The sequence below is a fragment of the Streptomyces sp. NPDC058086 genome (assembly GCF_042885015.1).
In the GTDB taxonomy this organism is placed as follows: domain Bacteria; phylum Actinomycetota; class Actinomycetes; order Streptomycetales; family Streptomycetaceae; genus Streptomyces.
The window spans coordinates 129,506-155,352 of the sequence record NZ_JBHVST010000013.1; the positions used below are offsets into that span (position 1 = coordinate 129,506).

Annotated in this window: 26 protein-coding genes and 3 pseudogenes; 17 read left to right on the forward strand and 12 right to left on the reverse strand. The window is 68.8% G+C overall.

Going from position 1 to position 25,847, the window contains the following annotated elements; all coding sequences use genetic code 11:
- The first annotated feature begins 73 nt into the window (after positions 1-73).
- Positions 74-472, forward strand: a complete 399-nt coding sequence (locus tag ACFVWD_RS13315) for a hypothetical protein (protein ID WP_389595857.1) — start codon at positions 74-76, stop codon at positions 470-472.
- A gap of 625 nt (positions 473-1,097) precedes the next feature.
- Here ACFVWD_RS13315 and ACFVWD_RS13320 read toward each other — a convergent pair.
- Positions 1,098-2,612 carry a glycosyltransferase family 39 protein gene (locus ACFVWD_RS13320; RefSeq protein WP_389595858.1) on the reverse strand — a complete coding sequence of 505 codons (1,515 nt, stop codon included), beginning with the start codon at positions 2,610-2,612 and terminating at the stop codon, positions 1,098-1,100.
- A 399-nt stretch (positions 2,613-3,011) separates the two neighbouring features.
- On the opposite strand from ACFVWD_RS13320, the gene ACFVWD_RS13325 reads away from it, so the two are divergent.
- Positions 3,012-3,665, forward strand: a complete 654-nt coding sequence (locus ACFVWD_RS13325; protein WP_389595860.1) for a DUF1707 domain-containing protein — start codon at positions 3,012-3,014, stop codon at positions 3,663-3,665.
- Between the two features lie 630 nt (positions 3,666-4,295).
- Here ACFVWD_RS13325 and gcvH read toward each other — a convergent pair.
- The gene (gene gcvH, locus ACFVWD_RS13330; RefSeq protein ID WP_389595862.1) at positions 4,296-4,685 is read right to left on the reverse strand and encodes a glycine cleavage system protein GcvH; all 390 of its coding nucleotides are present in this window, start codon (positions 4,683-4,685) and stop codon (positions 4,296-4,298) included.
- Between the two features lie 290 nt (positions 4,686-4,975).
- Here gcvH and ACFVWD_RS13335 point away from each other — a divergent pair, with 290 nt between their 5' ends.
- On the forward strand, positions 4,976-5,395 hold the full coding sequence (locus tag ACFVWD_RS13335; RefSeq protein WP_389595863.1) for a DUF6417 family protein: 420 nt from the start codon (positions 4,976-4,978) through the stop codon (positions 5,393-5,395).
- Between the two features lie 20 nt (positions 5,396-5,415).
- Here the strand turns inward: ACFVWD_RS13335 and ACFVWD_RS13340 are convergent, their stop codons facing one another.
- Positions 5,416-5,568 (reverse strand): hypothetical protein, encoded by a 153-nt coding sequence (locus tag ACFVWD_RS13340; RefSeq protein WP_389595865.1) that lies wholly within the window; start codon positions 5,566-5,568, stop codon positions 5,416-5,418.
- A gap of 150 nt (positions 5,569-5,718) precedes the next feature.
- A complete protein-coding gene (locus ACFVWD_RS13345; RefSeq protein ID WP_389595867.1) occupies positions 5,719-6,342 on the reverse strand; it encodes a LysE family translocator in 624 nt (207 codons plus the stop codon).
- A 93-nt stretch (positions 6,343-6,435) separates the two neighbouring features.
- On the opposite strand from ACFVWD_RS13345, the gene ACFVWD_RS13350 reads away from it, so the two are divergent.
- Positions 6,436-7,425, forward strand: coding sequence for a CehA/McbA family metallohydrolase (locus ACFVWD_RS13350; protein WP_389595869.1), 990 nt, complete (start codon positions 6,436-6,438; stop codon positions 7,423-7,425).
- Between the two features lie 51 nt (positions 7,426-7,476).
- Here the strand turns inward: ACFVWD_RS13350 and ACFVWD_RS13355 are convergent.
- Together ACFVWD_RS13355 and ACFVWD_RS13360 are read right to left on the reverse strand one after the other, a co-directional pair.
- A pseudogene (locus tag ACFVWD_RS13355) lies at positions 7,477-7,820 on the reverse strand (transposase); the annotation flags it as partial.
- Positions 7,821-8,343: 523 nt separating this feature from the next.
- Entirely contained in the window at positions 8,344-8,943 is a 600-nt protein-coding gene (locus tag ACFVWD_RS13360; protein WP_389595871.1) for a cation transporter, read from the reverse strand.
- Between the two features lie 498 nt (positions 8,944-9,441).
- Here ACFVWD_RS13360 and ACFVWD_RS13365 point away from each other — a divergent pair.
- The 3 genes and pseudogenes from ACFVWD_RS13365 to ACFVWD_RS13375 all read left to right on the forward strand — a co-directional run.
- Positions 9,442-9,934 (forward strand): annotated as a pseudogene (locus ACFVWD_RS13365) (FAD-dependent oxidoreductase); the annotation flags it as partial.
- Between the two features lie 291 nt (positions 9,935-10,225).
- Positions 10,226-10,348: a hypothetical protein gene (locus ACFVWD_RS13370; RefSeq protein ID WP_389595872.1), complete on the forward strand. Its 123-nt coding sequence runs from the start codon at positions 10,226-10,228 to the stop codon at positions 10,346-10,348.
- Positions 10,349-10,627: 279 nt separating this feature from the next.
- A complete protein-coding gene (locus ACFVWD_RS13375; protein ID WP_389595873.1) occupies positions 10,628-11,359 on the forward strand; it encodes a hypothetical protein in 732 nt (243 codons plus the stop codon).
- Between the two features lie 146 nt (positions 11,360-11,505).
- Here ACFVWD_RS13375 and ACFVWD_RS13380 read toward each other — a convergent pair whose 3' ends face one another.
- Positions 11,506-12,780: a phosphatase PAP2 family protein gene (locus ACFVWD_RS13380; RefSeq protein ID WP_389595875.1), complete on the reverse strand. Its 1,275-nt coding sequence runs from the start codon at positions 12,778-12,780 to the stop codon at positions 11,506-11,508.
- Between the two features lie 1,328 nt (positions 12,781-14,108).
- Here ACFVWD_RS13380 and ACFVWD_RS13385 point away from each other — a divergent pair.
- The 3 genes and pseudogenes from ACFVWD_RS13385 to ACFVWD_RS13395 all read left to right on the forward strand — a co-directional run.
- The gene (locus ACFVWD_RS13385) at positions 14,109-14,384 is read left to right on the forward strand and encodes a hypothetical protein (RefSeq protein WP_389595877.1); all 276 of its coding nucleotides are present in this window, start codon (positions 14,109-14,111) and stop codon (positions 14,382-14,384) included.
- Positions 14,385-14,501: 117 nt separating this feature from the next.
- Positions 14,502-14,855 carry a VOC family protein gene (locus tag ACFVWD_RS13390; protein ID WP_168514631.1) on the forward strand — a complete coding sequence of 118 codons (354 nt, stop codon included), beginning with the start codon at positions 14,502-14,504 and terminating at the stop codon, positions 14,853-14,855.
- 195 nt (positions 14,856-15,050) lie between these two features.
- A pseudogene (locus ACFVWD_RS13395) lies at positions 15,051-15,275 on the forward strand (IS630 family transposase); the annotation flags it as partial.
- 5 nt (positions 15,276-15,280) lie between these two features.
- On the opposite strand, the gene ACFVWD_RS13400 reads toward ACFVWD_RS13395, so the two are convergent.
- Both ACFVWD_RS13400 and ACFVWD_RS13405 read right to left on the reverse strand, forming a co-directional pair.
- A complete protein-coding gene (locus ACFVWD_RS13400) occupies positions 15,281-15,868 on the reverse strand; it encodes an inositol monophosphatase family protein (RefSeq protein WP_389595878.1) in 588 nt (195 codons plus the stop codon).
- Positions 15,760-16,128, reverse strand: a complete 369-nt coding sequence (locus ACFVWD_RS13405; RefSeq protein ID WP_389595880.1) for an inositol monophosphatase family protein — start codon at positions 16,126-16,128, stop codon at positions 15,760-15,762. Before ACFVWD_RS13405 ends, ACFVWD_RS13400 begins: the two co-directional genes overlap by 109 nt.
- Before the next feature lie 437 nt (positions 16,129-16,565).
- Between ACFVWD_RS13405 and ACFVWD_RS13410 the strand changes: the two genes are divergently transcribed.
- The 4 genes from ACFVWD_RS13410 to ACFVWD_RS13425 all read left to right on the forward strand — a co-directional run bounded on the left by ACFVWD_RS13410 (position 16,566) and on the right by ACFVWD_RS13425 (position 19,367).
- Positions 16,566-17,090 carry a GNAT family N-acetyltransferase gene (locus ACFVWD_RS13410; protein WP_389595882.1) on the forward strand — a complete coding sequence of 175 codons (525 nt, stop codon included), beginning with the start codon at positions 16,566-16,568 and terminating at the stop codon, positions 17,088-17,090.
- Positions 17,091-17,318: 228 nt separating this feature from the next.
- Positions 17,319-17,948, forward strand: coding sequence for a hypothetical protein (locus ACFVWD_RS13415; protein ID WP_389595884.1), 630 nt, complete (start codon positions 17,319-17,321; stop codon positions 17,946-17,948).
- A gap of 555 nt (positions 17,949-18,503) precedes the next feature.
- Entirely contained in the window at positions 18,504-18,707 is a 204-nt protein-coding gene (locus ACFVWD_RS13420) for a cold-shock protein (RefSeq protein WP_060899524.1), read from the forward strand.
- Positions 18,708-18,887: 180 nt separating this feature from the next.
- Positions 18,888-19,367 carry a hypothetical protein gene (locus ACFVWD_RS13425; RefSeq protein ID WP_389595886.1) on the forward strand — a complete coding sequence of 160 codons (480 nt, stop codon included), beginning with the start codon at positions 18,888-18,890 and terminating at the stop codon, positions 19,365-19,367.
- Between the two features lie 95 nt (positions 19,368-19,462).
- Here the strand turns inward: ACFVWD_RS13425 and ACFVWD_RS13430 are convergent, their stop codons facing one another.
- The 3 genes from ACFVWD_RS13430 to ACFVWD_RS13440 form a co-directional block, all read right to left on the reverse strand.
- Complete coding sequence (locus tag ACFVWD_RS13430) at positions 19,463-19,639, reverse strand: hypothetical protein (RefSeq protein WP_389595887.1); 177 nt, start codon at positions 19,637-19,639, stop codon at positions 19,463-19,465.
- A complete protein-coding gene (locus ACFVWD_RS13435; protein ID WP_389595889.1) occupies positions 19,636-21,633 on the reverse strand; it encodes a hypothetical protein in 1,998 nt (665 codons plus the stop codon). Before ACFVWD_RS13435 ends, ACFVWD_RS13430 begins: the two co-directional genes overlap by 4 nt.
- A 222-nt stretch (positions 21,634-21,855) precedes the next feature.
- Positions 21,856-22,308, reverse strand: coding sequence for a hypothetical protein (locus ACFVWD_RS13440; protein WP_389595891.1), 453 nt, complete (start codon positions 22,306-22,308; stop codon positions 21,856-21,858).
- Between the two features lie 250 nt (positions 22,309-22,558).
- Between ACFVWD_RS13440 and ACFVWD_RS13445 the strand changes: the two genes are divergently transcribed.
- Genes ACFVWD_RS13445 through ACFVWD_RS13455 form a run of 3 tightly spaced genes read left to right on the forward strand, consistent with a single transcriptional unit; the run spans position 22,559 to position 25,841 of the window.
- Positions 22,559-23,029, forward strand: coding sequence for a hypothetical protein (locus tag ACFVWD_RS13445; protein ID WP_389595892.1), 471 nt, complete (start codon positions 22,559-22,561; stop codon positions 23,027-23,029).
- Positions 22,999-24,417, forward strand: coding sequence for a hypothetical protein (locus ACFVWD_RS13450; protein WP_389595894.1), 1,419 nt, complete (start codon positions 22,999-23,001; stop codon positions 24,415-24,417). Before ACFVWD_RS13445 ends, ACFVWD_RS13450 begins: the two co-directional genes overlap by 31 nt.
- Complete coding sequence (locus ACFVWD_RS13455) at positions 24,414-25,841, forward strand: VWA domain-containing protein (protein WP_389595896.1); 1,428 nt, start codon at positions 24,414-24,416, stop codon at positions 25,839-25,841. The genes ACFVWD_RS13450 and ACFVWD_RS13455 overlap by 4 nt, the downstream gene beginning before the upstream one ends.
- Positions 25,842-25,847: the final 6 nt, after the last annotated feature.

A 25,847-nucleotide genomic window follows, 5' to 3' on the forward strand; every position in this document is an offset into this window, starting at 1 on the left:
TGCTGCCCCTCCTGGCCGCCGGACCGCCTCCGCCGCCGGACCGGCACCGCTGCCGTTCGGCAGTGTCCGGTCCGTGCACCCCGGCCATACGCTGGCCGCCACCGCAGCGAGCGGACAGGCCGTGAACGGCGACGCCATTACCTCCCCGGTATTGCCGAAGGCCGGGCGGATGCGGATGACGGCACCCCGGCTGACGGCCGCCGTCACCATCGCCTGCGACGCCCGGCCCGGCACCTACCCGGTCACGCTGACCGGTGCCGGTGTCTCACGCCCGGCCGAGCGCGGGGCCCCGTGGGCACACGTACGCGCCGAACCGGCCGACGAGGCCGCGCGTCGCGCCTGCCGGGGCAAGGTCAAGACGAGCCCCCCGCCCGACCGGGAGGAACACTGGGCGGCGAACACCACCTGGCCCCAGTCGGAACGGGATGTCAGGTCTTTCCGTGCCGGCAGCCGTCACGATCACCGACAATGACGACGAGGGGCTGGACGGGTCATCTCCCTCTCGTCCCCCGCCTTCGCCGACCAGCCCGTCCCGCGCGGCGCACGAGCGGTCCTGACCGCCACCGCCACCCTCAGATGCGACGTTGCGTCAGGTCTCTACCCCGTCTATCGGCACGCTCCCGACCAGGGCAAGAACCGCCCGAACCAGCCATGGGCCCGGCTGCGCATCGCCCCTGCCTCCAGAACAAGTACCTGCCCCGCGCAGCAGGCGGCGCATCTCTCCGGGACATCCCGCACCGAGGTCGTGACCTGGGTCGCAGGTGGCGTAGTTCTCGCTGCTGTCGCGGGCACGGCACTCCTCCTCAAGCGCTTCCGGTCCCGCCGTGCGGACACCGCGGGGACGCCGCCACGCTCAATCGACTGACGCTTCGTCAAGTATCAGCCTGGGACATGCATTTGGAGCGTGCACAAATTGGCGCGAGCTCCCAATGAGACGACTGCGATACGACTGTCATCACCCCCACGGGCGGCGGGAGCTCAGGCCGGTGCGGTCTCCTTCGCCTGCACCAGGGCAGCGAACGGGGAGCGCTGGCGACCGGTGCGGCCAGACGGTCGTGTCGGTCCCGGACAGCCGCAGCCCAGCTCCGGCCTGAGGCTCACCAGTTCCGGGACGAAGACATCACCCGGCTGTCTCCCCGCAGGCACAAGAACCTCGACGTGCCGGGCGGCCCCAGTTCATCGCGCCGAGTGTGGCGGCGCTGGTACACCGTGACCCGGCGGCCGCGTTCGTAGGTTTCGGAGCAGCGGACGAAGTGTGCCTGCAGGACACGTTGTTTGGCCCGGTCGCGATCTGTGGTGGCGTATGGCGCGCTCTCGTCGCTGACGACGATGACGCGGTGTACGGCCGGCATGGCGTCCGCTATCTGTTCCGGGGTGCCCTCCACGCCGTTCAAGGTGCCGGATTCCAGCGGGCCGCGGACCAGCGCCAGATCTCTGGTCCCGGTGAATTCGGCGGGCGAGACAAGGGCGGTGTCACGGCGTGCCGCGGGGATGTACAGCACCACGTCACCCGCCTCACGGACCGCAGCGACGTTCTCGGCCGTGGACAGCACGTCGTCGACTCGGCCGGCCGCACTGCGCAGTGACAGCTCGACGGGAAGCAGCCCGAGAAAGGCGAGAGCCATGACCACGACGATCAGTCGGCGAGGTGGCGTGCGGAGGCGGAACGCGAGGGCGCGGCACGCCGCGCCGATGAGGAGGGCGAGCCCGAGGTGGCTGAACAGGACGTAGCGGGCCAGGTAGACGGGATGGGCCAGAGAGACGGCGAGCAGTAGGAGTGGAGGAAGGACAAGCAGTGGCAGGGCAACCGTGGTGAGCGGGAGTCGGGCGCCGCGGGGCGTGCGGTGGTCCCCTCTCGGGCGTGCGAACCATGCGCAGAGCGCGCCCGCGAGCAGCGTCAGTAGGAGGCCGAGCAGTGTGCTCCGGTGGATCGAGGGGATCCAGGCGACCTGCGCCGACTGTGCCTTGCTGGCCATGACGAGGGGCATCGTGCCGATCACGGCGGCAGACGAGGCGACCGCCCATCGCAGGACGGTCGCGCGGGGCAGGCGGGCGAGGGCGATCGTCACTGCGTGTGCGAACAGCACCAGGAGCGAGAACCAGTTGAGCAGTGCACCCGTCAGCACGGCCATGCCGTACGCGACCCAGTGGCCGGCGTCCGGGCGGTCGACCGCCGCGACCAGCAGCCAGCAGGCCAGTGCCACACAGGCCGCGACCAGAGAATACGGACGTCCCTCCTGCGCATACTGCTGGACCGCGGGGATCAGGGCGAAAGCCAGGCCCGCGGCCAGCCCCGTGCACCGGTCGGCCAGTCGGGTACCCAGGAGCGTGACCAGGGCGGCGGCGCCGGCCATGGCCAGAACGGAGGGCAGTCGCAGGGCGAGGAGGCTGTCTCCGAAGACGGCGAAAACGCCGTGCATGAACAGGTAGTAGAGGCCGTGGACGACATCGATCCGGTCCAGCAGGTGCCAGATCTCGGGAACGGTCCTGTGGGCCACCTGCCACGTCGCCGCCTCGTCGCGCCACATGCTGTTCTCGCGTCTGATCCCCCAGAGGCCAAGGAGAAGAGTGAGGGCTGTCGGACCGACCGCATCAGGTGTTGTTTTGGGCATGACAAATCCCTGGATCGGTGCGAAGGAGGAGGTGAGCGGAACGCCAGGCAGTCGCCGGACGATCCCGATCATGTGCAGCACGCTAGGCGGCGGGAGGGATCGGGGTCGTCACCTGCGATGACGACCCGGGGGGTCCGCCACAGGAGCTACGGTGGTCCCTGATCCGGCCGTTGGGCGTAGTCCTCCAGTGCCAGGCCGACCGGGAACAGCAGGGGCATATCAACGGCGGGCGTCACCGAGGCAGCGCTGCTGTTGTGGGGGCATGGGGATCAACGCTGACGATCGCCTCTCCTTCGTGATGGGGGTTGGCCGGGACTCATGTCGCGATATAGCGTTAGTCCTCTCGTCGTGCCGCTGGCTGCACCGCGCGAACCCCTTCGACAGGATCAGGACGGAAGCATGTCGCAGGAGATCTCGCCCAACAGGAAGCACCCCGGCCCCGGCTCGTCGCCCGAGCTGCGGGCCTCTCATGCGGACCGGGACGGAGTGGTGGACGTACTGCGTGTCGCGGCGGGGGACGGCCTGCTGACCGCGGCCGAGTTGGACGAGCGTCTGGAGGCTGCTCTGTCGGCGCGGACCGTCAGCGAACTGACGCCGCTCACCGCTGACCTGCCGCCCGTGTCGACCTCGACCGGAGCGGCCGTGGCAGAGGTCAAGGATGTGCTTCGGATCGACCGGAGGTTCAGTGCGGTCGAACGTGCGGGGCGCTGGGTGGTGCCGCGGAGGCTGGAGCTTGCAGTGGAGTGGTGCGAGGTGACACTCGACTTCACTCAGGCAGTGATTACGCAGGACACCTTGCGGATCGACGTGGACATGCAAGGCAAGACCCTGACGCTGGTCACCAAGCCGGGCATCGTGGTCGATGCCGATGCCCTGACACTGGAACACAGCAAGGTCAAGATCCGTCAGGCTCCGGCCCCTGGTACGCAGATCACGCTGCGAGTGGAGCTGGTCGGCAAGAAGAGCTTTGGTCGCGTCGTGGTGCGGTCCCCACGTCGGACGTTGGGACAGTGGCTGCTGCGCAAGCCCGCGTCCCTGCCTGCTGGCGATTGACTCTTGGAGCCCTTCTATCTTGATTTCTGCAGGCCACTGGCCCTGGTGTGAGAGGTGGGCGGGACCCTCGAGACGGTCGACGGCGTGATCGCCTCACAGCGATCGTCTGTCGCCGAGCGACCTCGGTGTTCGTCAGCACCAGCAGGATCCGCCACGACTCAACGCGCTGGGCAACCGGCCGGAGGTCGACGTCCTGGGCACGCACCGCTTGGGCCGGTTCGAACAGTTCGTCGCTCGTCGCCTGGACGGGTAGGCGGGACTTCGTAGGTGGAGCGGTCACGCACCAACCATTTTCGGGTCCGCCCGTCCGCCCGCCCGTCCGCCCGCCCGTCCTTCTGGCCGGAGCCCGTGCCGCACAGACATGTCCGCGCAGCCGTCGGCCCTCCCGTGGGGAGGCCGGGAGGGACGGCGCGGCCCGCCAAGGTGACAGCACACGGACGGGCCCAAGGGCGGGGGCCTCCGCCTGGGAGCAAGAGGATCACCGCCGTCACAGCATGGCACTGGATTCGGCCAGGCGACAGGGTTATGGCCGGAATCCGCCCACAGTGGCACGTCCGCGCCGTCCGGCCGCCGCCCATGGTCGCGAGGAATGTGGCGGGGCCTGGCTGGGCCCCGCCACACGTGGGAGGGCTAATCCCCGGACGTGATGTAAGCGTCGTACTCCTTCGCGCTCAGCAGGCCGTCGGAGCTCGGGTCCTTGAGGCTGATCTCAATCAGCCATCCGTCGCCGTACGGGTCTGTGTTGACCAACTCGGGCTCGTCGTTCAGCCGGTCGTTGCGTGCGGTCACCTGGCCGGCGGCCGGCATGTAGAGCTCGGTGACAGCCTTCACCGATTCCGCGGAACCGAACGGCTCGTAGGCCTCGAACTTCGCGCCGATGTTGGGTTGCTCCACATAGACGAGGTCGCCGAGCTCCTTTTGGGCGTGGTCGGTGATGCCGACGCGGGCCTTGCCGCCGCTCATGGTGAGGACCCATTCGTGGTCCTTCGTGTATTTGAGTTCTTTGGGGATGTTCGTCACACCCCAAGGCTGCTACAGGATGTGCTCATAAGGTAATAAATTCGACATGTCGAGTGAGTGTTGCCTCGAGAATTCCTCCGTGCGGCTTCGGGTCCCCTGCGCCGGGCACGTCTGGCAGAGGACCGGCGGCGGTGCCTCACGGCCACCGTGTAGCCCTCCGATGCCGGCGGATCGCCACCCCGGCAGGGAACACAGGCCGTCGCCCATCGACGTCTACGGTCGGCGAACGCGTACGGATGCGGCACACAACGCAGGGGAGTGGGATGAGGAGTTGAGAGCGGGCGCTGTCGGTGCTGGAGGCGCCGGGCGAGCGCGGGCGGGCGGCCGGGCGCGGCTGGACGCTGGACACGGAGCTCCTCCCGCCGCGCCAGCAGCAGGTGAACGCGCTGGAGAGCCAGTGCCAGGTGGAGCTTGCCGACCGGGAGGACCGCGCGGAGCAGCGGTTCTGGGAGGGGCCGCCCGTGCGGTGGGCGGCCCGTCTGACGCCGTACGGCCACGACCCTCGCCTACGGCTGGCAGAGCAGGTCAGGGCGGCATCGTGTGATCACGGGATCAAGCGGTGGCAGCGGTATCTGACGCAGGAGCAGATGGAGTCGGCGGCCTACGGGTTGTGGCTGCACCGGATGACGGGAGCCGCCGCGGAGGCCAACCGCTTCGCCCGCGAATACGGCGTCGCGCACAGCCCGGCTCCGGGCTCGGACGTTCGATGACTGGCGGGAGCCACCAGCCATCACTGCGGCACTGCTGCGGCGCTCTCGTCGAAGGCCAGGCCGCGCTGTTCGAGCTGCCGCGTCTCGTAGCGGCCCTCGATCGTGGCCTCGACGTCAAAGGTGTGCGCGACTGTTGCTGGGTAACCGATCAGCTCAAGCGCCCGACTGGGCAACGGCTGCTGAGCCGCCTCCTTCGATTCCCAGAGCAGGACGGTGCCCCACCTGTCTCACCAGACGATGACAGCGTGCACAGCGGTCCTCTTCCCTTGCGCGAGCGAGCGAGCGAGTGAGCGGACGGACGGGACGGGACCGGCTCCGACTGCCTACGACTCGACCGCCAGGCGCAGCCCCAGCCCGACCAGGACAGCCCCGGAGATCTGCTCCATCCGGCGCTGAATCGACCGCCGCTGGAGTACACCGCGGACCCGTCCGGCCAGCCAGATCAGTGGAAGGTACCAGAGCAGGTCGATCACGGCCCAGATCACCGAGAAGGCGAGCAAGGTCGGCAGTACGGGAGCTCCCTGCGGCACGAACTGTGGCAGGAAGGACACGGCGAACACGCCCGCCTTGGGATTGGCGAAGTTGGTGACCAATCCCTGCCAGTACGCCCGTCGGTGCGACACCGCCGCCGTTTCCGCCGGTTCCTCACCCAGTCCGTCAGGCCGCCGCCCCCGCCACAGAGCACGCGCCCCCATCCACACCAGCAGCGCGGCGCCGAAGATCCGCGTCGCGTCGTAGGCGACCTGCGAGGCCAGCAGAAGGGCGGAGAGCCCCAACGCCGCCGCGAGGCCCCACAGCAACACCCCGCACTCATTGCCCAGGACCGTGGCGATACCGCTTCTGCGGCCGTTCATCACCGCACGGCGCAGGATCACGGCCGTACTCGGCCCCGGGACCATCGCAATCAGAAAGGCCGCACCGGCGAACGCAATTACGGAACTGAACATGGGGTCAGCGTATCGAGCCCGCGACTACGAAACCCTCTCCGCTCCGCTTACCCTGCATGCGTTCGGTTGGCAGGGGAACGATGGAGGACAGGGATGCCGGTGGCGAACTTCCCGCCCCTGCGCGTGGCTGGTCGAGGGCGTAGCTGGTATCGCGGGGACTGCCACGTCCATTCCGTGCACTCGGACGGCGAGCTCACCCCGGAGCAGCTGGCAGCCGGCGCGTGTGCGGTAGGGCTCGACTTCATCGCGACCACGGAACACAACACCGCTGAGGCGCATGATGCTTGGGCTCCCCACGTCGATCACGATCTCCTGGTGGTCCTTGGCGAGGAGATGACGACCGAGACCGGGCATTGGCTCGCTCTCGGTATCGGCCCCGGGCAGGTGATCGACTGGGAGTACCGGGTGCGGGACGGGCTGATCGACCAGCACCTGGATCAGGTTCACGGAGTCGGCGGTTTGTGCGTGGCAGCGCACCCGCACGCGCCTTATCCGTCCGGCGGCTTCATGTATCCGTATCAGGGCTTTGACGTGGTCGAGGTATGGAACGGGCTGTGGACGTCGGACCGATCGTGGAATGCCGACAACGAGGCGGCCCTGGCCGAGTGGGGACGCAGCCTGGCCGCAGATGTCCACAAGGGTCAGTGGCGACCGGCGATGGGCAACAGCGACACCCATCTGGAGGGCCAGATCGGCATCCCGCACACCGTTGTGTTCGCCGAGGAGCTGAGCACCCAGGCGATCCTTGCCGGCATCCGCGCGGGTCGGAGTTGGATCGCCGAATCGGCCACCGTCGAAGTGTCGCTCACTGCCTCCGCGGGTGAACACCGCGCAGAGGTGGGCGAGCACCTCAAGACCTTGGGACAGAGGGTCGCTGTGCGGGCACACGTACGCGGTGTCCCGTCGGCGACCGTCAGCTTCCATACCGACCGGGGCAAGGTCCACCGCGAACCACTTCCCAGCAATGGCACTGGCACCGCCGAGTGGTTCACCACAGCGCAGGAGTCGGCTTTCATCAGGATCGAGGTACGTCACCCGCACGGGCACATGGCGGCGCTCACCAACCCGATCATCCTGTCCTGAACCTACGTGCTGATTCGTCGCAGGCAGATGAGGCTGCAGGCGAGCCGGAGCAGGCGCTGGTGCATCGAGCAGTGGGATCAGTTGGGTGACATCGCGCCGGTTTCCCCCGGTCACAGAGACAGCCAGTGGGGTCCCGCAACGATCCACGATCACATGGTGTTGAGAACCGGTCCTGCCGCGGTCGACGGCCGAGGCCAGACACCGGCCTCGGCCCCGTCCCGCAAGCGGCGCCAACCGGTCACCTCCGAGCACCCCACCACCTGAACGGGGACGTCTCGCCAGGCAACGCCTTCGCGGAGCACATGAACGATGCCTGCCAGCGCGACCCGGTCCGTCACCGGCGGGCGTCCAGGACGACGGTGGCGCCCGGCAGGACGGACCGGCAGCAACGAGGCTCAGGGAGCGCGGGCGAAGTGGCGGACAGCGTAGTAGTCCAGGTTCAGGTCGCGGTGATACTGCATAACGACCGGCCCTGACAATGGAGTTGCCGAACCTCCGTGTGCTTCCGGAGCATCGTGGCGACGATACGGCGTGGTCGCCCGCGGGAGTCCAGCATCCCCGTCCGGTATCCCGTCCGGCATCGGTGGGATCCCCTCGCCGCCGATGTCTGCTTCGCCGTCCGGTTCAGGCGCTCGGAGGCCCGAGCAGTGGCTGGTCAGACACTTCTCCACGGCCTGGGCGAGGTTGTGCCAGACATGCCGCCGGTGCCCCAAATCCCCAAATCCCCAAACCCGCACACTCGAAGGATGCCCAGCTCAGCCCGGTACCGTGACGAGACCAGCGTCAGACCCCTTTCATCCGCACGTGATTGGGCACGTTCGCGTGTACGCCGACACGAGGGACAACTCCTCCAAGGACGGGAACCGCTCGTACGCCGGATCACCACCCAGCGGGGAAGGGGCCGGTGTGGCTGTCTGTTCAGTGGCCGCCGGTGAAGATCTCGCGGACCTCGCGGATTGCGTAGTAGACCAGCACGTAGCCGGCCGCCGGGTCGGCCCACCACCAGCCGACGGCGGTGTTCAGGGCCAGGCCGAGCAGGACCGCGGAGGCCAGCAGGCCGTCGATCAGCGTCACACGGCCCTCGGTCTTGAGCACCGGGTTGTCCAGGGCGGCGCCGGTGCGGGCCTTGCCCGCGGCGAGGGTGAACATCACGACGGCGGTGACCGCGGTCCACCCGATGCCCAGCGGCGAGTGGCGCGGGTGGTAGCCGGCGGCCAGCACCCAGGTGGACTGCACCAGCAGGAATACCGCGAGCGCCCCGAACCCGACGCCGATCAGCCGCAGCGCGCGATGCCGACGTGCTTCACCGGTGCCCGACAGCTCCCAGATCACTACCGTCGAGGCGCCGATCTCGATCAGGGAGTCCAGTCCGAACCCGGCCAGTGCCACCGACCGGGCGGAGACCGCCGCGACAGCAAGCACCACGATGCCGATGGCGTTCCAGGCCAGCGTGGCGTACTCCAGGACGAAGCCCTGACGGAGAAGGGAATCGCGGGAGATCTCTTTCGGAGGGGTCATGTCGTGATTCTCTCCAGTCCGCTCTTGCCGCCGGCAGCCCCCGTCGCCCGAGAGCGGCGGTCAGCGTCGCACTGCAAGCACCCATGTGGCGCGTTGACGTCCACACCTTTGATCAAACGGCTGGAGCAGACAGGGGGGTGCCCACGGACTGCCCCGGAGCAGAGTCCAGACTTCCGTCATGAGCACCGAACGACGCCGACTCGGCACCGGCCCGAGCGCCATCAGGAGCATGCCCCCGGCGGACGAGTCCCCGCGGCTCCTGCCCATCGAACGAGCAGACCTTGCCGCACGCCTGCAGCCACCGGATCAGAACGAGTTGGGGCCCACCCGGCCGATGCGTAGGCCGCTTCGTACCCCTTGTGCGGAGGACTGACCGACCGCCCTTGAACGCCCGGTCGTGGGTTCGCGACGGGCAGACGGACAGACGGGCAGACGGGCAGACGGGCAGTCACGGCTGGGCGTCGACGCGCCCCGGTCCGGTGGCGGGAGTGACGACCCTACGTCGCGCTCACCGAGCCGCAGGACTGGTTTGCCGCCATCGATTTCACCGATGCCTCCGCGGCCACCGCCCGGATCGCGCAGGAGTTCAGCGGCTGGGCACCGGAGCTCACCGCGCTGATCACCGACAGTGACACCGTGCCGATCCTGCGCTCCCTCTATGCCCTGCCCATCGGGCGCCGGTGGGACCGCGTGCCGGGGGTGACCCTGCTCGGCGACGCCGCCCACCTCTCGGCCCCGAACGGCGAAGGCGCCAACCTGGCCATGTACGACGGCGCCGAACTCGGCCAAGCCATCGCCGCCCACCTCGACGACGTCGAAGTCGCCCTCACCGAGTACGAGCAGGCCATGTTCCCCCGCGGCACCGAAGCCGCCACCGACGGCACCCAACTCCACGAGTTCCTCTTCAGCGACAACACACCCCTTCCTCTTCGGCGACAACACACCCCACAGCCTGATCGCCCCGTTCATCGAAGACGAGCAGACCCCATGAGCCGCTTGCCGAGGTCACCACGGTGACTGTCACCTCTTGCTCAGGTGCCCCCCCCGCGGGCGCGGGGACGACACTTCTTGACCTGCGGTGATGCCGGCAAGGGTGCCCGGTTTCCTTCGCCTGCTTCGCCTGCATCGAAGTTACGGGCCGCATGAGTGGTCGATCGTGCTGTTGATGCGGTCGATGATCCTGGACGAACCTTCCTCTGTTTCCCCCAAACTCCTTCGACAGAGTGGAAGCGGGCTGGCAGGCTGCGCACATGACCTACGGAATCGAGTCCCACTGCGTCCGGTGAGCGCCCAGGAAGAGCGTGACGCGCTCACCCTCCCGCTTGCCTTGTACGACCACGTTCCGCGCGTGTTGCGCGAGTCCCCCGACGGAGTCCCGCCCCGGCGTGGCGACTCCCAGCGCTGAGCCCGCTACCGGATGACTCCGCCACCCTGCACCGCCGCTGCGCTCGGCTCGGCGTCGGGGACCGCCACAAGCACTTGATCCGGTCAGCCGTCTCCAACCTGGCACTGCAGGCCGGGCAGCATGACGCGGCCCGGTCGCTGGGCCGGCAGCTGACCCGGACCGGCACAACCGTGTCCGCCGTCACCGCTGGCCTCGCCCTGCTCATGCGCCTCGGCGAGTCCGAAGACGTCCCGTATCTTTCCGCCCTCGGCCTGCTCCGGGAGCTCACCCGCCCGGCCATTGACGCCCTCGACATCCTCGACCGACGGTCCGCCGCCGTCATCTGGCTCATCGGCCTACACCCGCCACGACGAACTGCGGCCACTCGTCCGCGCCCTGTGGGCAGGGGATCCCCAAGCGATCCGTACGGAGCTGGAAGCGTTCTCTGCCGCACCCCGATTCCTCAGCACCACGGCTGCCCGCCGGATCGAGGAGGCCACCCGGCTGCCCGGCCTGCTCGACCAACACCCCTCCGACACGGCCCTGCTCGCCCGGGCGGGCAGACTCCTCGTCCGGATGGGATGCACGCGCGACACCCCGACCGACCTCCTCGCCTACCATGACGCGCTCACCTTGTACGAAAGCGTCGTCACACGGGCCAGGCTCCTGCCGCCGACCCTCGACCACCACGCCACCCTGCTCTCGCTCGCCCTGGACCTGAGCGGCGGTCCCGGCATGCTGCTGGACTGGCCTCCCGGTCGGCGCGCGGCGTTGCTGGAATCACTCGGGCGGCTACTCGGCGAACCGCAATGGGCCTCACTGGCGGACACCGACGCAGACGAGGCGGACCAGCGGCTGCGGGCCGGCTGGATCCGGCGCACCGGGCGACAGCCCTTCATGCGCCCAGCCACGCCCGGCAGGCTGCGCGTCGAGATCGTGGCGGGCGACCCTGTGGACCGGGAACCCGTCGAGACCCGCATCCTCCTCGACGAGCGTCCCCTTGTCCCGGCGGTCTTCGCCCGCCCCGGATGAGGAGAAGCCGCCGGTCGTCTCCTTCGACGAGACTCAATCGCTGCCGTTCGTCGTCGTGCAGCACTTCGTGGCTTCGTCGCGGCCAAGGTGGAATGGTCCGGATCGCAGGTCAGCCATGAGGGCTCAGCAGGGCTCCCTGACCGGGATTACGAGTTCAACTCCAGTAGTTCGGGTTGCGGTTCCGGTCGCTGCGCTGGTGCGGTCTTCGGTTCCCACAGCTTGATGGTCTGCGTGTAGCAGTGGACGACTGAGGCCATCGCCAGAATGAGAAGTGGTCCAAACACCCACGGATGTTCGGCCATCTTTATCGGCAGATAGCGATATGACACCAAGAGCGCGGCGAAGACCGTTGCACTGTAGGTGACCAGCCGGATTCCTGACCGGTCCCAGCCACGTTCGAGCGTGCGCAGTGCTGCCTCGATCGTGAACGCAAACACCACGCCGGCAACGAGATCCGCACCGTAGTGGTAGCCGAATCCCAGCGTTGCGCCGAGCGTGGCAATCAGCCAGAACGCGCCTGCGAATCGCAGAATCCGTGGGCCCTTGCGGGAGTGAATGAAAATCGCGGTAGCCCATGCTGTGTGCAGGCTGGGCATGCAGTTGCGTGGAGTGATCTCGTCGAATGGCATCTGGTGCGGGGTACCGATCGGCGGCGGCGTGTTCGGCCACAGGTTGGCCACCGCCCAGTGCCCGCCGTCGGCTCCGTAGGCGAAGATCGGTCCGACGACTGGGAAGATCATGTAGATTGCCGGCCCGACGAGGCCGATCACCAGGAACGTACGCACCAGATGATGGCCCGGGAAGGCGCGCTCCACCGCCACGTCACGCAGTTGGTACAGCGCGAAGATGACCGCGGCTATCGCAAGCTGAACGTAGACGTAGTCGAGAACATGTGCGCCGATCGGGCCGGTGGCCGTGACAATCCGACCTACCACCCACGACGGGTTGCCCAGCGCGTGATCGGCGGTTGCCACGTACTGGTCGAGCACCGCCGGGCGGGTCTTGGAGGTGATGAGTAGCCAAGTATCGCCAGTCTTGCGCCCGGCAACCAGTAGCAGGCCCAGCCCGACACCCTTCAGTAGCAGGACACGTTCCCGGCCGGTGCGACGCGTGACGGCGATGACCGCATAGCCCAAAATCACCCACAACGCGCCGTTGCCGAAGGGGTGGCCTTCGGTCACCTTGGCGCCGACCGCCCACCGCACCAGGAAGAAGGCGACGTCGATGCCGATCGCGGCACCAGCCGCGATGAACCGTTGCCGCCAGGTGAGCACCACCATCATCAACGCCATACCGGCGTACAACAGGAAACCCGATTTAGGGGCGAATATCACCTCTTGCGCCTGATTGGTGATCGGCCCCGGCAGGCCGTAGTGGCGCGCGGCGATCTCCAGCGCGACGAGGAATCCGAGGGCCGCCACACTCGTCGTGGCCCACAGCAGCGCCCGCGGTTGACGCCATGTGGCGAACGTAATTCTGCAGCGTATTCGCGAAAACGCCCGCGACGCTCTAGGTATCAATGGTTTGGCCGATTTGTTAGATGTTGGTCAAATGGGTCACTCTTTGTGCCGGACAGCATGGTTTTCCGCTGACGGGCAGGTGATCTGGGCACTCGTCGTGAGTTCGAGCATGCTAGCGGAGCGGTGCGGGTGGGCTTCGCCGGTCAGCGGTGGTGCGAAGGCCAGTCGATCCTGCGCTCGATGGTCCAGCGCCTCGGGAATGGCCTTGAAACTCTCGACGCCTGGCGGACATCGAGGACGTCACGGGTTACCCAGTGGCTCTTGGAGGGCATTCCATTTCGATAGTTGGTAGTCCGGGATACTTTTGTGACGGGTGGCGTCGACGGTCGTTGCACAGGGTGCGAGTGCTCGTCGTCCGTCCGCCGAGATCGTCCGGCCGTGGTGTCCCGCCCCCGGTCCGGCTGCACGACCTCCACGTCAAGCTTCTGCTGCCGGATCAACTCATCCACCACTACTCCCGAGCCCGATCGCCTGATGCGACACCATCAGTGATCGTATCGGGCGCGACGCCGCGCGGGGACGCCGTTCGCGAGTCTGGTATCCGGGGCTACCTTGACCGCATCCGACCATGACCTGGAGGGCCCTGGCCACGACGATCGGGCAGCAGCCTTCACGACTGAACTGCTGTCCCGCCTGGACCATGTCTCGGACGTTGCTGAGCCGCTGCCTTTCGTGCTCCTGGAGGGCTTGCACCATCAAGCTTCGTCGGCGAGTCCGTTGACCCACTTCTGGGCAGCCGAGAGATCGGGCGCTGTGGCTGCGGGCTCGTGTGCGAACCCGTTCAGCTCCTCCAACCCTCGCGGCTCCGCCGGGCGGAGGCGGCCGGCGCCGCTTGCCGTACGCGGCGAGCGGATCGTCGGGGTCGGTGCGCGGGACAGCATGGGAGGGCTGGTTCGGGGGTCCGGGTCGGCGATGCCTGCCCATGCGCTCGATGGTCTCAGGCGGCGACCGTGGTCGGGCGGGCGGAGGTGAGATCCCGCGCCCTGCCGCGTACGTTCGCGACCGCGGCGCTCTCATACGGGCGGGCCGCGTCCAGCAGCGTATTGAGCCGGGAGACGACGAGCGTGGAGCCGACGCGGGCCGCTTCGTCGAGCGCGTGCTGGGCAGCGGCGGACCCCGCTCCGGGGCGCCCTCGTCGAACAGCGCAGCCGCGAGCCCGATGCGGTCCATGACCTTGATCCGGTCGAACCCGAGCTTGGCAATGTCGGTGAGTTTCGAGAGTGGGAGGCATGGCCTGCGGCTGTTGGACCCACAAGCACGGCGAAGCACTGGCTCAGCTGATCGCCGACCTTCCCTTCAACACCTCGGGCAAGCTCTGGATGGTCGACCCGTACAACGACACGGTTTTCAACGAGCAAGAGGCCGAAGCCGCACTCCGCGAAATCCCGGATCTCCTGGATCGCTGCACCGACGACTCTCAAGTCGAAGCGGTCCGAGACCTCACTGCCTTCTTGGAGGACTGTGCTACGACTCCAGGCAGCTATCTGGTCTTCGTCGGAGACTGATCCGCCAAGCGGAAGGTGGGAAGAGCAAGGTTATGAGCCCCCGCGATGGAGACGGGGACGAAGCGGGCGATGGCGTGGTGCCGGGCCGCCCGATCGTCGTCCTGGCAAGATAGCGGCATGGAACGTGTGCTTGGAATCGGTGGGTACTTCATGCGGGCTGCCGACCCGTCGGCCCTGAGCGCCTGGTATCGCGATTGCCTGGGCCTGGACGCGGATGAGAACGGCCTGTGGCGTCAGGGAGCCGGGCCGACGGTGTTCGCGACGTTCGAGTCCGAGACCGACTACTTCGGGTCCCGCGCCCAGCAGACCATGCTCAACTTCCGGGTCCGCGACCTGGATGCGATGCTCGCGCAATTGCGCGCCAAGGGAGCGGACGTGGCCAAAGAGACGCAGGACATGGAGGGTGTCGGTCGATTCGGCTGGGTCACCGATCCTGAGGGCAATCGGGTCGAGCTGTGGCAGCCCGCCTGACCGCGACTTCACGCAGTCGGTGACGTGGTGATGGACCACCAGGTTGTCGCGGTGTGAACCTTGGCCAGGCTCGCACGGTCATGTCCCATTACGTCTTCTGCGGGCTGTCGCGGGAACACCTTGGTGAGCTTGTCACCGAACTCGCGCCGCAGTGGGAGGCGCGATGCGAGTCCGGACGCCGGCGCGGCCGAGGTTCTGGATGGCGAGGAGCCGGTAGCCGAGCACGTACATCTGTACTTGACTGGCGAGGACACCACCCGCGACGTGATCCATCGGTTCAACGAGATCGGCCTGGCCTGCCTGAATGCTCAATGGGCGGGGAGCCGTTCCCGCCTACTCAGCCCTGACGGCGAAGACTTCGTCATCTGGGCGGCCACCACCCGACCGGTCAAACCCGGCCAGTACTTCACCCTCTGGTCACCGTACTAATCACCCTCCTCGACGGCGTGCAGGTCACGGCTGCGTGGCGAGCCCTCGACCAGGTGCAAGAGCGCGTCATGGAGATGGCCGTTGGTGGCCAGCACCGTCATGTCGCCTTCCAGTACCGATGCCCCGCCCAGGTCGGTCACCCGGCCGCCTGCCTCGGTGACGATGACAGGCATCGGAGTCACGTCCTCGTAACCCATCGGCGGCCCGGCGATCACCACGGCATCGGCCCGGCCGGTGACCAGATCCACGATGCAGCCCATCGAGGCCATCAGGAAGACCTGACGGTGGAGAGCGGTGAGGAGTTCTTCCGGCCAGCCGGCCGGGTTGAGCGCCTGGGTCCTTGCTCCGCGGATGCGGGTCCGCTCCGTGACACGGGCACGGTGGCCCGCCCGCAGGTCCGGGTCCGGACCCGTCAGCACCCAGCAGCCCAGCCCTCGTCCGGCCACGATCATCTGTTGGCTCATCGGCATGTTGATCACGCCGATAGCCGGACCGTGCTCGTCCTCGTAAGCGAGATCGTTCGAGAACAGCGGCCACCGGCGGGTGAAGGACGTGGTGCCGTTGATGGGGGGTCGATGACCCATCGGCGTCCGGATGTCCCGCTGGTCGCACCTCCCTCCTCGCCGAAGACGCCGTCCTCCGGGACGCGGCGGCCCAACTCGGCTCTGATCAGTTCCTCAACCGCTTCATCGACTTCGGTGACCTCACTGCCGTCCTCCTTGCGGCGACTGTGCCAGTCACCGAAGAAGCCCTTCACCGACACCTGCCCGGCACGGCTGATCAGGCGCACAGCGAAGTCAAGAAGTTCGCGGTCAGCGGGCGGAGCGTCGAACGCATAGTCCATCCGGTGAGCCTTTCACGCTCCACCGATGGCGTCAGGATGCGTCCGGCTTCCCTCCACCTGCCCCACCGAGTGACGTCAGCGCGTGCGACAAGACGGGGCCTTCGATCGGTGGAGGGGCGTTGGGACGGGTTACGAACTGCAGGCAGTCATCGCCGAAGACGAGGTGCTCCGTGGCGCCTCACGGGAGCTTGCCTGCCGCTCGGGTGGCCTCTTTCGGCCATGGACTGCCGCTGATGCCGATGACGGGCCGGCTCTTCGACGCTGCAACGGACGGCACCGAAGGCCCTCTTGGCTTCTGGAGGCTTCCGCCGCTTCCTCCCGAGCATGCCCTGGCCCCGGTTTCGGCACCCCGGAAACCGATTGAGCGTGCGATCCCGGCCGTGGTACCACTTCGTGATTCGTAAGATGATCACAAGACGCATAAGGGGTCGGTGAGCGTGGCGCTTGGAGAGCTGGTGAAACTGCGGGCGATGGGTCCCGCGGACGCCGAGGCACTGTGGCACTGGAACCACGACCCCCAAGTCATGCGGTGGATGGACGACACATATGCCCAGCCGGTGGAGCGCGTCCGCAAGTGGCTGGAGGAGCGCCCCCGCAACACCTATGGTGACTTGCTCCTTGGCATTGAGGCGCTTGCCGACGGCCAGCTCATCGGCCTGGTCATGCTGCACGACGCGGAGCCGGAGAAGGGCATCGCGAAACTCGATATCTACCTGGGTGAGAAGGCGTATTGGGGCCGCGGATACGCCACCGATGCGGTGCGGACGATCTGCCGCTACGGCTTTGAGGACATGCGCCTCCACAAGGTGACGCTGACCGTGGTTACCGAGAACCATGCCGCGCGCAGGGTCTACGAGAAGGTCGGCTTCGTTGAGGAGGGCCGTCTTCGCCAGGTCTTCCGCCGTGACGGCAAGTGGTACGACATGTTCACGATGGGGCTGCTGGCGAGCGAGATTTGCTGAGGCTCGATTTAGAAGTGGATCAAGATCTGCCGTGATCCGCCCTTGGGACTCGGGGATTTGACGAACGAGCGCCCTCGCTGACGCTATCCGCGTGTAGCAGCAAGAACAGCAGACCGCCCCGCCCTCCACGCGGATGGGGCTTGGTCGTGTCATAGCTTCGCAATCCTTTCCCCCCTTCCGTCCTGTCTGCCCTACGGTGTCCCGACTGGCTCAACCCTGGGGGAATCTGTGCGTACCCGCATCATCAGCGCCGTCCTGCTCACCGCTGCGGTCGGCGGTGTCGTCGCCTGCCAGCCGACCGACGGCAGCAAGACCACCGGCACCCCGGCGCCAGGCGCCACCACGGCAGCGTCGAAGGACGACAAGCCCGCCGCGGCCGCGCACAAGACGGTGCCCAACTTCGTTGGCATGGGCCTCCAGTCCGCGCAGGACGCAGCGCAGGAGCAGGGCTTCTACTCGCTGAAGTCGCACGACTCGCTCGGCCGGGACCGCATGCAGATCCTCGACCGCGACTGGAAAGTCTGCTCCCAGAACGTGAAGGCCGGCACATCGCAGGCGACGGACACGACGATCAACTTCGGGGCGGTGAAGCTCGCGGAGAAGTGCCCGGCGAAGGATGAGTCGGCCCCGTCTGCAGCCGGCGGAACGATGCCGGCCTTCAAGGGGAAGTCGGTGAAGGCGGCGCGGGCCGCTCTCGACCCGAGCACGTCGATCACGGTGAAGGACGCGTCTGCTTCGGATCGGCTGGTGCTGATCGAGAGCAACTGGAAGGTGTGCACGCAGTCGCCGTCTGCTGGTACCGCGCTCAGGGGGCAGCCGGTCGCGTTTACTGCGGTCAAGTTCGAAGAGTCCTGCTAGGCCCTGTCGTCAAATTCCCGTCTGCCCCGCGACGCCATGCACGCCCTCTCGCCGCACCGGGCACAGACCCAAGTACGTCCAGTACGAGGGCCTGTGCCCGGCACGCCGAGAGCACGCACCTGACGCCGCAGGGCCCGCCCTCCGGGCGGACGACGGGAATGTGACGACAGGACCTAGCGGACGCGGCGCAACGCACCCGCAGCCACTCCGCGGAAGGGGGTAGCTGCGGGGGCGTGCCCTGCTTCGTGAATGGCGGTGTCCCTACATCTGCTCGGCAACGGAGCGGACGTGCCGTGATGATCGTGGTCGGCCCGATGACGCCGGCCATGGGCCTGCTGCGGGGGCTCGCGGCAGGGGCCCGCCCGACCTGTGCGGATCATGGCTGTTGCTCTCTGGCGGTGGGCAGTTTCGCCGTGTAGCGTCGCTGTCAGATGTCGTGGTTCGCAGTACCTGCCCGCGCTCCGGCGCGGGCGCTTTGCTGTGCAGTGCCGGACCAGGACGACCACCTCCGGGTCCGCGCGGTGCGGATCCCGATATCGACTGGAAGGCACCAGCATGGCCAGCGGAACCGTCAAGTGGTTCAACGCAGAAAAGGGCTTCGGCTTCATCTCTCAGGACGGTGGCGGACCGGACGTGTTCGCGCACTACTCCAACATCAACGCCAGCGGTTTCCGCGAGCTCCAGGAAGGCCAGGCGGTCACGTTCGACGTCACCCAGGGCCAGAAGGGCCCGCAGGCGGAGAACATCACGCCTGCCTGACCCTGAAGCGGACGTACACCAGGGGCCCGGAGCGCGCGCTCCGGGTCTCTGGTCCGGCTTTGACGGCTACTTGCCGATCCGCTGGGACGCGGCGAACACACGCCGCCTGGCTTCCCTGGTCCGGGCCTGTACGCGCTTTGAGCGCGGCCGGCTCGTCGAGCGGCCGGAAGGAATCGCGGCATGACCGGCCTCCACACCGACGAGGAGCCCGCCGAGCACTGGCGCTTCGCCTGCTACCTGCAGGCCCTGGAGGCCGTCGCCGAGGCGGACGAGGCCGCCCTGGTGGCCGCCGTCCTGCGCGACCAGGACGTGACGATGGCGGACAGCGCAGTGGGCCGCCATCTGGATCGCCGGGCTGCCGACCTGCTGACCGACCGTCCGTTCACGGCCTGGGCCCGGACAATGACCGAGGTGGTCGCGGATCGCGACTTCCTTGCCCGCCGTCTGCGCGAGTGGACCCTGCTCAGAACCATCGCCCTGGGCAAGCCATGGGCCGCAGAGGACCTCACCAGCGCATCCGACTGGTTTCAGCGCAGGGCCGCAACCATGCAGATCGTGGCCTCACCCGAGGCCCTCGGGCTGCTGGCCGAACGTGGACGAACTCGCCGCGTTCGAAACGCAGCGAGCCGTCAGCTACGGCACAGTGACCAGCCCAAATGACTTGATCCACAGGTCTTGACGCTTCCCCGTGCCGGTTTCGAGCGGCTTTTTGGCCAGGCGCTACGGTCTAGGGATCGCGCCACTGCCTGCTTCCGTCAGGGGGCAGAGAGGGCAGCGGGGGCTGTGGGGGCCGTGAAGGCGGTGACGAGTGCCCGGACGCGTTTCCGGAAGTCTTCGTCCTGGCGAATGATGCGGTCTTCCACTCCCGAGCGGATGATCCGCGCGTCGCCGTCGGCGAGGACGGACAGCCGGCGCAGGTGGTCGGCGGTCAAGGCGGCGACGCCGAGGGCCTCCAGGGCGTCGCAGGCACCTGTCGGGTCGGCTTCCTGTTCGGCGGACCGCAGGACGGCCGAGGCGAGCCCCGTGCGGTCCAGCGAGGCGGGTTCCGCCACGGCCGTGAGGGCCAGCACCGCGGCCGGCGTCTGCACGGGATTGTCGAGCAGGGTCTGCAGGCGGGAGGTGAGCGGCCGCCCCGCCGGGCCGAGGAGTGCCGTCGTACGAGCGGCCCGGACCGTCGACCACTGGGACCAGGAGTTCTGTTCGGCCCGGACGAAGACCGAGTCCAGGGCACCGACCACCGCGGCGGCGTCCTCCGTGACATGCCACAGCGCCTCGGCGAGCGCAGTGTCCGCGTCCAGCGCCGGCGTGATCGTTTGCCGTCCGGGCCGCTGAGCGCCTCACGTAGGGCCGGGGCCAGGGCTGCCGCCCGGGGACCGAGCGTGCCGGTCGTCCCCACGGCCTCCCTGAGCCGGCGGCCACCGCTCCGAAGCTCCCGGTCGAGGCACCGCACCAGAGGCTCGTGCTCGCCGACGAGGTCGTACAAGGCCTTCGCCGCCGGGAGCGAGCCCTTCCCGGCCGCTGCCCGCAACACCGCGACCGCCTCGGCGCGTTCGCCCGGCGAGCTGTCGACGGCGATGGCGGCGATGGCCGGGGCGACCTGGCCCGGGAAGTGCGCGAACGCCTCGTACAGCTCGGGCAGCGCCGACGCGGCCCGGGCGCCCCACCCGCCCAGAAGCCTCGTCAGCAGCCCCGGTTCGTTGCCGCTCAGCGTCTCGGCCCGGACGAGGCGGCGCCGGATCGCGCCGAGGAGTTCGCCGTTGTACGGGAAGGCGGAGTCCGACGGACGCAAGAACCCGGCAGCGGCGTCGAGCGCCCGCGGCCGTCGTCCGAGCCCGCCTGCCAGGAACGGCGAGGCCTGGGCGGGCGCGACAAGGACGAGCGCGGCCAGCGCGCGGTCCGCGTGGTCATCCGCCTGCTCCGGGTTCCGGCCGGCGAGCGGGGCCAGGACGTCCGCGGCCGCTGCAGCGGCGGTGCCCCGACGGCCCAGCAGCGACGCCATCGCGACCACGGCCTCCTCGTCGACGGCCGCCGCACGGAGGCCGGCCAGCAGCCGCCGTGGAGCGCCGCGGGAGAGCATGCAGGCGCGGTCGGCCGCCCACAGGGCCTCGGCCCGCACCTCGGCCCTGGCGTCGCGCAGGGCGGCGTCGACCAGCGCGAACGTCGCCTCCCGGTCCGCGAGGCGGTCCCTGTTCAGCAGGGCCTCCACGACGGCCGCGAGCGGCTCGTCGCGTTCGAGGTCGAGGCAGTCACCGCCGAGCGGCTCGGCCGGCAGAAGGGACAGCATCGTCGCGTGATGCGCCTCGGTCCAGGGCAGGTCCGCATCGAGGCAGGCGAAAACGGCGGCCATGCGTATCCCGGCCGGCTGGGACGGGTCCAGGACGGTTGCGGCCGCCGCCGCGCCGGCCGGCGGGTCGAGCCGGGAGATCCCGGCAAGGGTCTCCGAGCGCACCAGCGGCTCGGCCTCCTCCACCCAGCGCCTACGGAGGGCGGGGAGCACGAGCGCGGTCGCACGGGTGTGGGACACCGCCCACACGGCGGTCCGGCGGACCTCCGGCTCTGCGGCGTCCAACAGGGGCAGGAGCAGCGGAAGCTGTCCGGCCACGGCCGCCCGGACCGTGCCCGGTGCCACGCCGTGCTCGTCCTCGCTCTCGGCCATGCCTCCGAGCAGCATCAGCACGTCCGCCACCTGGCGGCCGGTCACCGCGATCCTGGCCAGGAACGGCGCCACTTCCGCACTGGCGGCATAGACCGTCCCCTGATGCAGCACGCTTCCGTACAACTCCGACAGCGCCTCGCCCGCCGCCCCCGCGCCGCTGCCGGCCAGGGTCCGCAGCAGATCGGGGAGATCCTCCGCGCTCCCGTAGGCGTGGCTGAAAGAGGACCACAAGTGGGAGTCCAGGCCGTCGAGCGGGTGTACGAGATCCATGCGGTGCATGGTGCCAGCCACGTCTGACATCAGAATCAGTCAGTGACGGACAGCCTGTGCCACCAGTGACCGCAACCGTCGGAGCAGAAGCGCTGAGTGCGTCGAACCACTCGATGTCCCCTGACATCGGGCGAATCCCCGGGCGAGTTCGTTGAGCATGACGTCGTGCTCGGTCATGACTGCCTCCCGTGGGACAGGCGGCGCTCCGCCGCAGAGTCGGGGTCAGTGGAACCAGACGACAAGTCGGACGTTGTCCGCTCCGTGGAGTTCGCTGAGTGTTCGCATCACGCTCCAGACAGGTCCCCAGTGAGTGCCGTCTCCGGCGGCCATGGCTCGGCTTCGCGTGCCGGAGCTGTCTGCTTCCTGCCAGTCGGTGGAGGCGAGTTCGGCCCAGGTGATCTGCGTTGTGCCATGCACGTCGGCTGAGCCACCGTAGGCGGCGTACTCGGTTCTCAGCCCCTCGGACGCGTCGCTCGGAAAGCCGCGGCCTTCGGCCAGAGGGCGGAAGCCGAAGGAATTGCGGATACCGAAGAGGCAGGCGAGGGCGTCGTAGGCGTTGCCGTTGTTGAGCAGGAACAGGTCGATGGCGGCGTGCCACACGGAGTCCTCGTCGTCGGGGCCCCAGAGGCGGGCACCCGGTCGACACTCGATCAAGCCGCTGACGTCGGTAGACATGCCGGCATCCTGCCTGCACGCGCGGTGACGCGGCATCCGCATTTCCCCTAGATCGGCACCTTACGTCGCGGTCCCGTCGATGAGCAGGCGTCGCGCACCGACCTTGCCCACCTCGGCGGTCGTCGGCGAGACGGCGTTGTCAGTGGTCGCCACTATGTTCAGTCGTGTCCCGCCGAAGTGGCGCGGAAGTCCCCTCTGATGCATAGGAGATGGTGCGTTGTCGGATTGGGAGAGGTCGAGCACGGCACGGGTGACAGCGCCCGCGCGGCCGCGGAAGCTCGCCAAGGTGCCCTTCGTCGAGCTGGCCGACGGACGCCTCCAGGGCGTGGTGTCCAGCGGCTCGGACATCGAGCGGGTCTACGTCTCGTCGGTCGCGGCCGGCACCTACGCGTTCGCCTGCAGCACCAACAACAACCGCCCCTGCGGCGGCGCGCGGGGCATGTTCTGCAATCACATCCGGGCCCTGATCAACGAGGCGGTACTGCAGTACGGCGCCGAGCGCGTCGCCCGCTATCTGAGGGTCGAGCTCGCGGACGGCGAGCCGAGCGGACAGACCATCGCCCACGTCATGGACAACACACGGCCGGCGCAGGGAGACACCAAGTCCGCCGCGCCCGTCTTCAGCCGGTTCCTGCGCCACCTGGCCTACCTCGAACTCGCCCCGACCACCGCGCCCTTGCCGGAGATGCAGTGGTTCCCGCCGACCAGGGCGGTGGCGTGATGCGCGCGGACCTCCTCTCCGACACCATCGCCGGGCTCGACGAAGCGCTGGCGGCCGTCGGCGCCTTCGACCAGGCTCTCGTCGCGGGCCTGCTGCGTCCGCAACCCGCCCAGGCCGCCGGTCTGACCGAGCTCGCGCACGCCGTCTCGGGGACACCACTGGCCGCCCGGGTCTCCGAAGCGGCGGCGAAGGCGGCGGCCGGAGCGGCGGGCGAAGACCACTTCGTCGCCCTCGCCGCCGCCCGCACCGCACTGCTCGGGTCCGTCCACGACGCACTGATGACCCGCGTCACGGAGGCCACCGGTCGTCCCCGCGGCGAGGAGGCCGTCCCGGTGACCGGTGGGCAGCAGGCGGCGAACCTGCTCGCCGCCGCCCGCGCCTGGCTCTGCGATCTCGCACGCACCGGATGGCAGGGCATCGACCACGAGGTGGTCTCCGGGGCGGCGCAGGTCGTCTCCGCGATGCTTCCGGACCCGTCCCTGCGCCGGCCGGCGACGCTCATCGACGGCTTCGCCGCGGAACTCGCCGCGTCCTGCCCGGGCTCCGCCCTGGAGAAGATCCCGGCACGCCGCTGGGGCGACCTCTGGTCACGCGGGATGCTGCTGACCCTGCCCGGTGCCGCCGACGCGCCCGCGCCGGGTACGGCCACGGGTCGTCTGCTGCCCCTGGGAGTCGACCTGCAGGAACACGCGACCGCGGCACAGGCCCAGGTCCACGCGGTGTTCGAACCCGCCGACGGCTCCGCGCCCGGCCTGGTGCGCGCCAGCGTGTCGGTGCCGAAGCCCGACACGGTCGTCGGAGCCGGCCTCTGGCAGCTGCTGCGCCCCCACATGTCGCTCCTGGCAGCCGTCGGTGAAGGCCGCTCGATGGAGCTCACCGACATGCCGGTCACCGCCGAGGGCGACCTGATCTGGAGCGACGAGCACGCCCGCCCGAGCGAGCCCGCCGACGCCTTCACCACCGCCCGCGTCGCCCTGCCCACCGCCACCGACCCGGTGACCACACCGCTGGACCGGCACCCGACGCGCATCGCCGTCCCCGTGTTCCTGGAGGGCTACGCCGCCCGGAAGGACGACGAGACGATGACGTTCACGGTCGCCGGACACGCTCTCGCCGTCGACATCGACCGCCTTCCGACCGCCGGCCCGCTCACCCCCGAGGCCGTCGCGACGTCGAACGCCTGCGTAGGGCTGCTCCGGTGGGACGCGGGAACGTATCGCGTCCAGCCCCTGGCCGTCGAGACGACCGTACGGAAGAAGCCCGTCGCGCTCCATGCCGGGGCATGGGCCGGGGGCACGGCCGACAAGGCCGGCGTCAAGGCCGAGAAGGCCGCCACCGACGCCGTGGCCGTGCTGCGGGAGCGCGCCGGAAGGCTGCTGCGGAAATGACCGACGCGACGACATCACCCCACTCCGAAGTGGACCCCCACGACAACCGCCGTCAGGTCCTGTACTGGCGGCTCCTCGCCCGGCTCTTCGACCCCGAGGAGCAGGCCACGCTGGAGTCGGCGAGCCTGGCCGTCGTCGAGGACATCGGTCTGCCGTCCGCGCTGCTGGACCCGGGAGCCTCCGTCGACTCGATCGTGCAGCGCCATCCGGAACTGGCCGCCGAGTTCGACGGTCTGATGGTCCCCGAGACCGACGACGAGGCCCGGGACCGGTCCGCCGAAGTACGGCGCGCGGCACTGGTGTCGAAGGTGCTGCTCAACGTCTTCGCCGCCGGCTCCGGCACGGTCACCGCCGGACAGTTGGCGCGCTGGCAGTCCGACGCGGGCTGGCTGGAGCGCGCACTCGGCTGCAAGCCGGGCGAACTGCGCGGCGGCCGCGCAGGGGCGGGATCCGGGGCAGGCGCCGCGGGACCCGGGGTCAGCCCGACCGGCACCGGCGGCCCGGGCACGACCCCCGACCTCAGCCGACTGATTCCGGCGATCGGCCCGGAACTCGGCGCGATCGAGGCCGACCTCGTCAAGCGGATGCGCCTGCGCGAGGTGCTGGCCGACCCCAGGCTCGCCGCGCAGCTGACCCCGAGCATGTCGCTGATCGAGCAGCTGCTTCGGGACAAGAACAACCTCTCGGGCGTGGCCCTGGCCAACGCCAAGTCCCTGATCCGCCGATTCGTCGACGAGGTCGCCCAAGTGCTGCGCACCCAGGTGGAGAAGACCACCGTGGGCGCGCTGGACCGCTCCGTCCCGCCCAAACGGGTGTTCCGCAACCTCGACCTCGACCGCACGATCTGGAAGAACCTCACCAACTGGAGCCCGGAGGAGGAGCGGCTGTACGTCGACCGCCTCTACTACCGGCACACCGCGCGCAAGACGACACCCCAACGGCTGATCGTCGTCGTGGACCAGTCGGGCTCGATGGTCGACTCCATGGTGAACTGCACCATCCTGGCATCCATATTCGCCGGGCTCCCGAAGGTGGACGTCCACCTGATCGCGTACGACACCCAGGCGCTCGACCTCACACCTTGGGTGCACGACCCCTTCGAGACCCTGCTGCGCACCAACCTCGGAGGCGGCACCGACGGCACGGTCGCCATGGCCCTGGCCCAGCCGAAGATCGCCGAGCCCCGCAACACCGTCGTGGTGTGGATCTCCGACTTCTACGAATGGCGGTCCGAGCCTCTGTTCGACAGCATGGCCGCCATCCACCGCTCGGGAGCCAAGTTCATCCCGGTCGGCTCGGTCACCAGCTCCGGCCGCGGCAGCGTCAACCCGTGGTTCCGCGAGCGTTTCAAGGACCTCGGCACGCCGGTGCTCTCCGGCCACATCCGCAAGCTGGTCCACGAGCTCAAGACGTTCCTCGCGTAGGCGTCT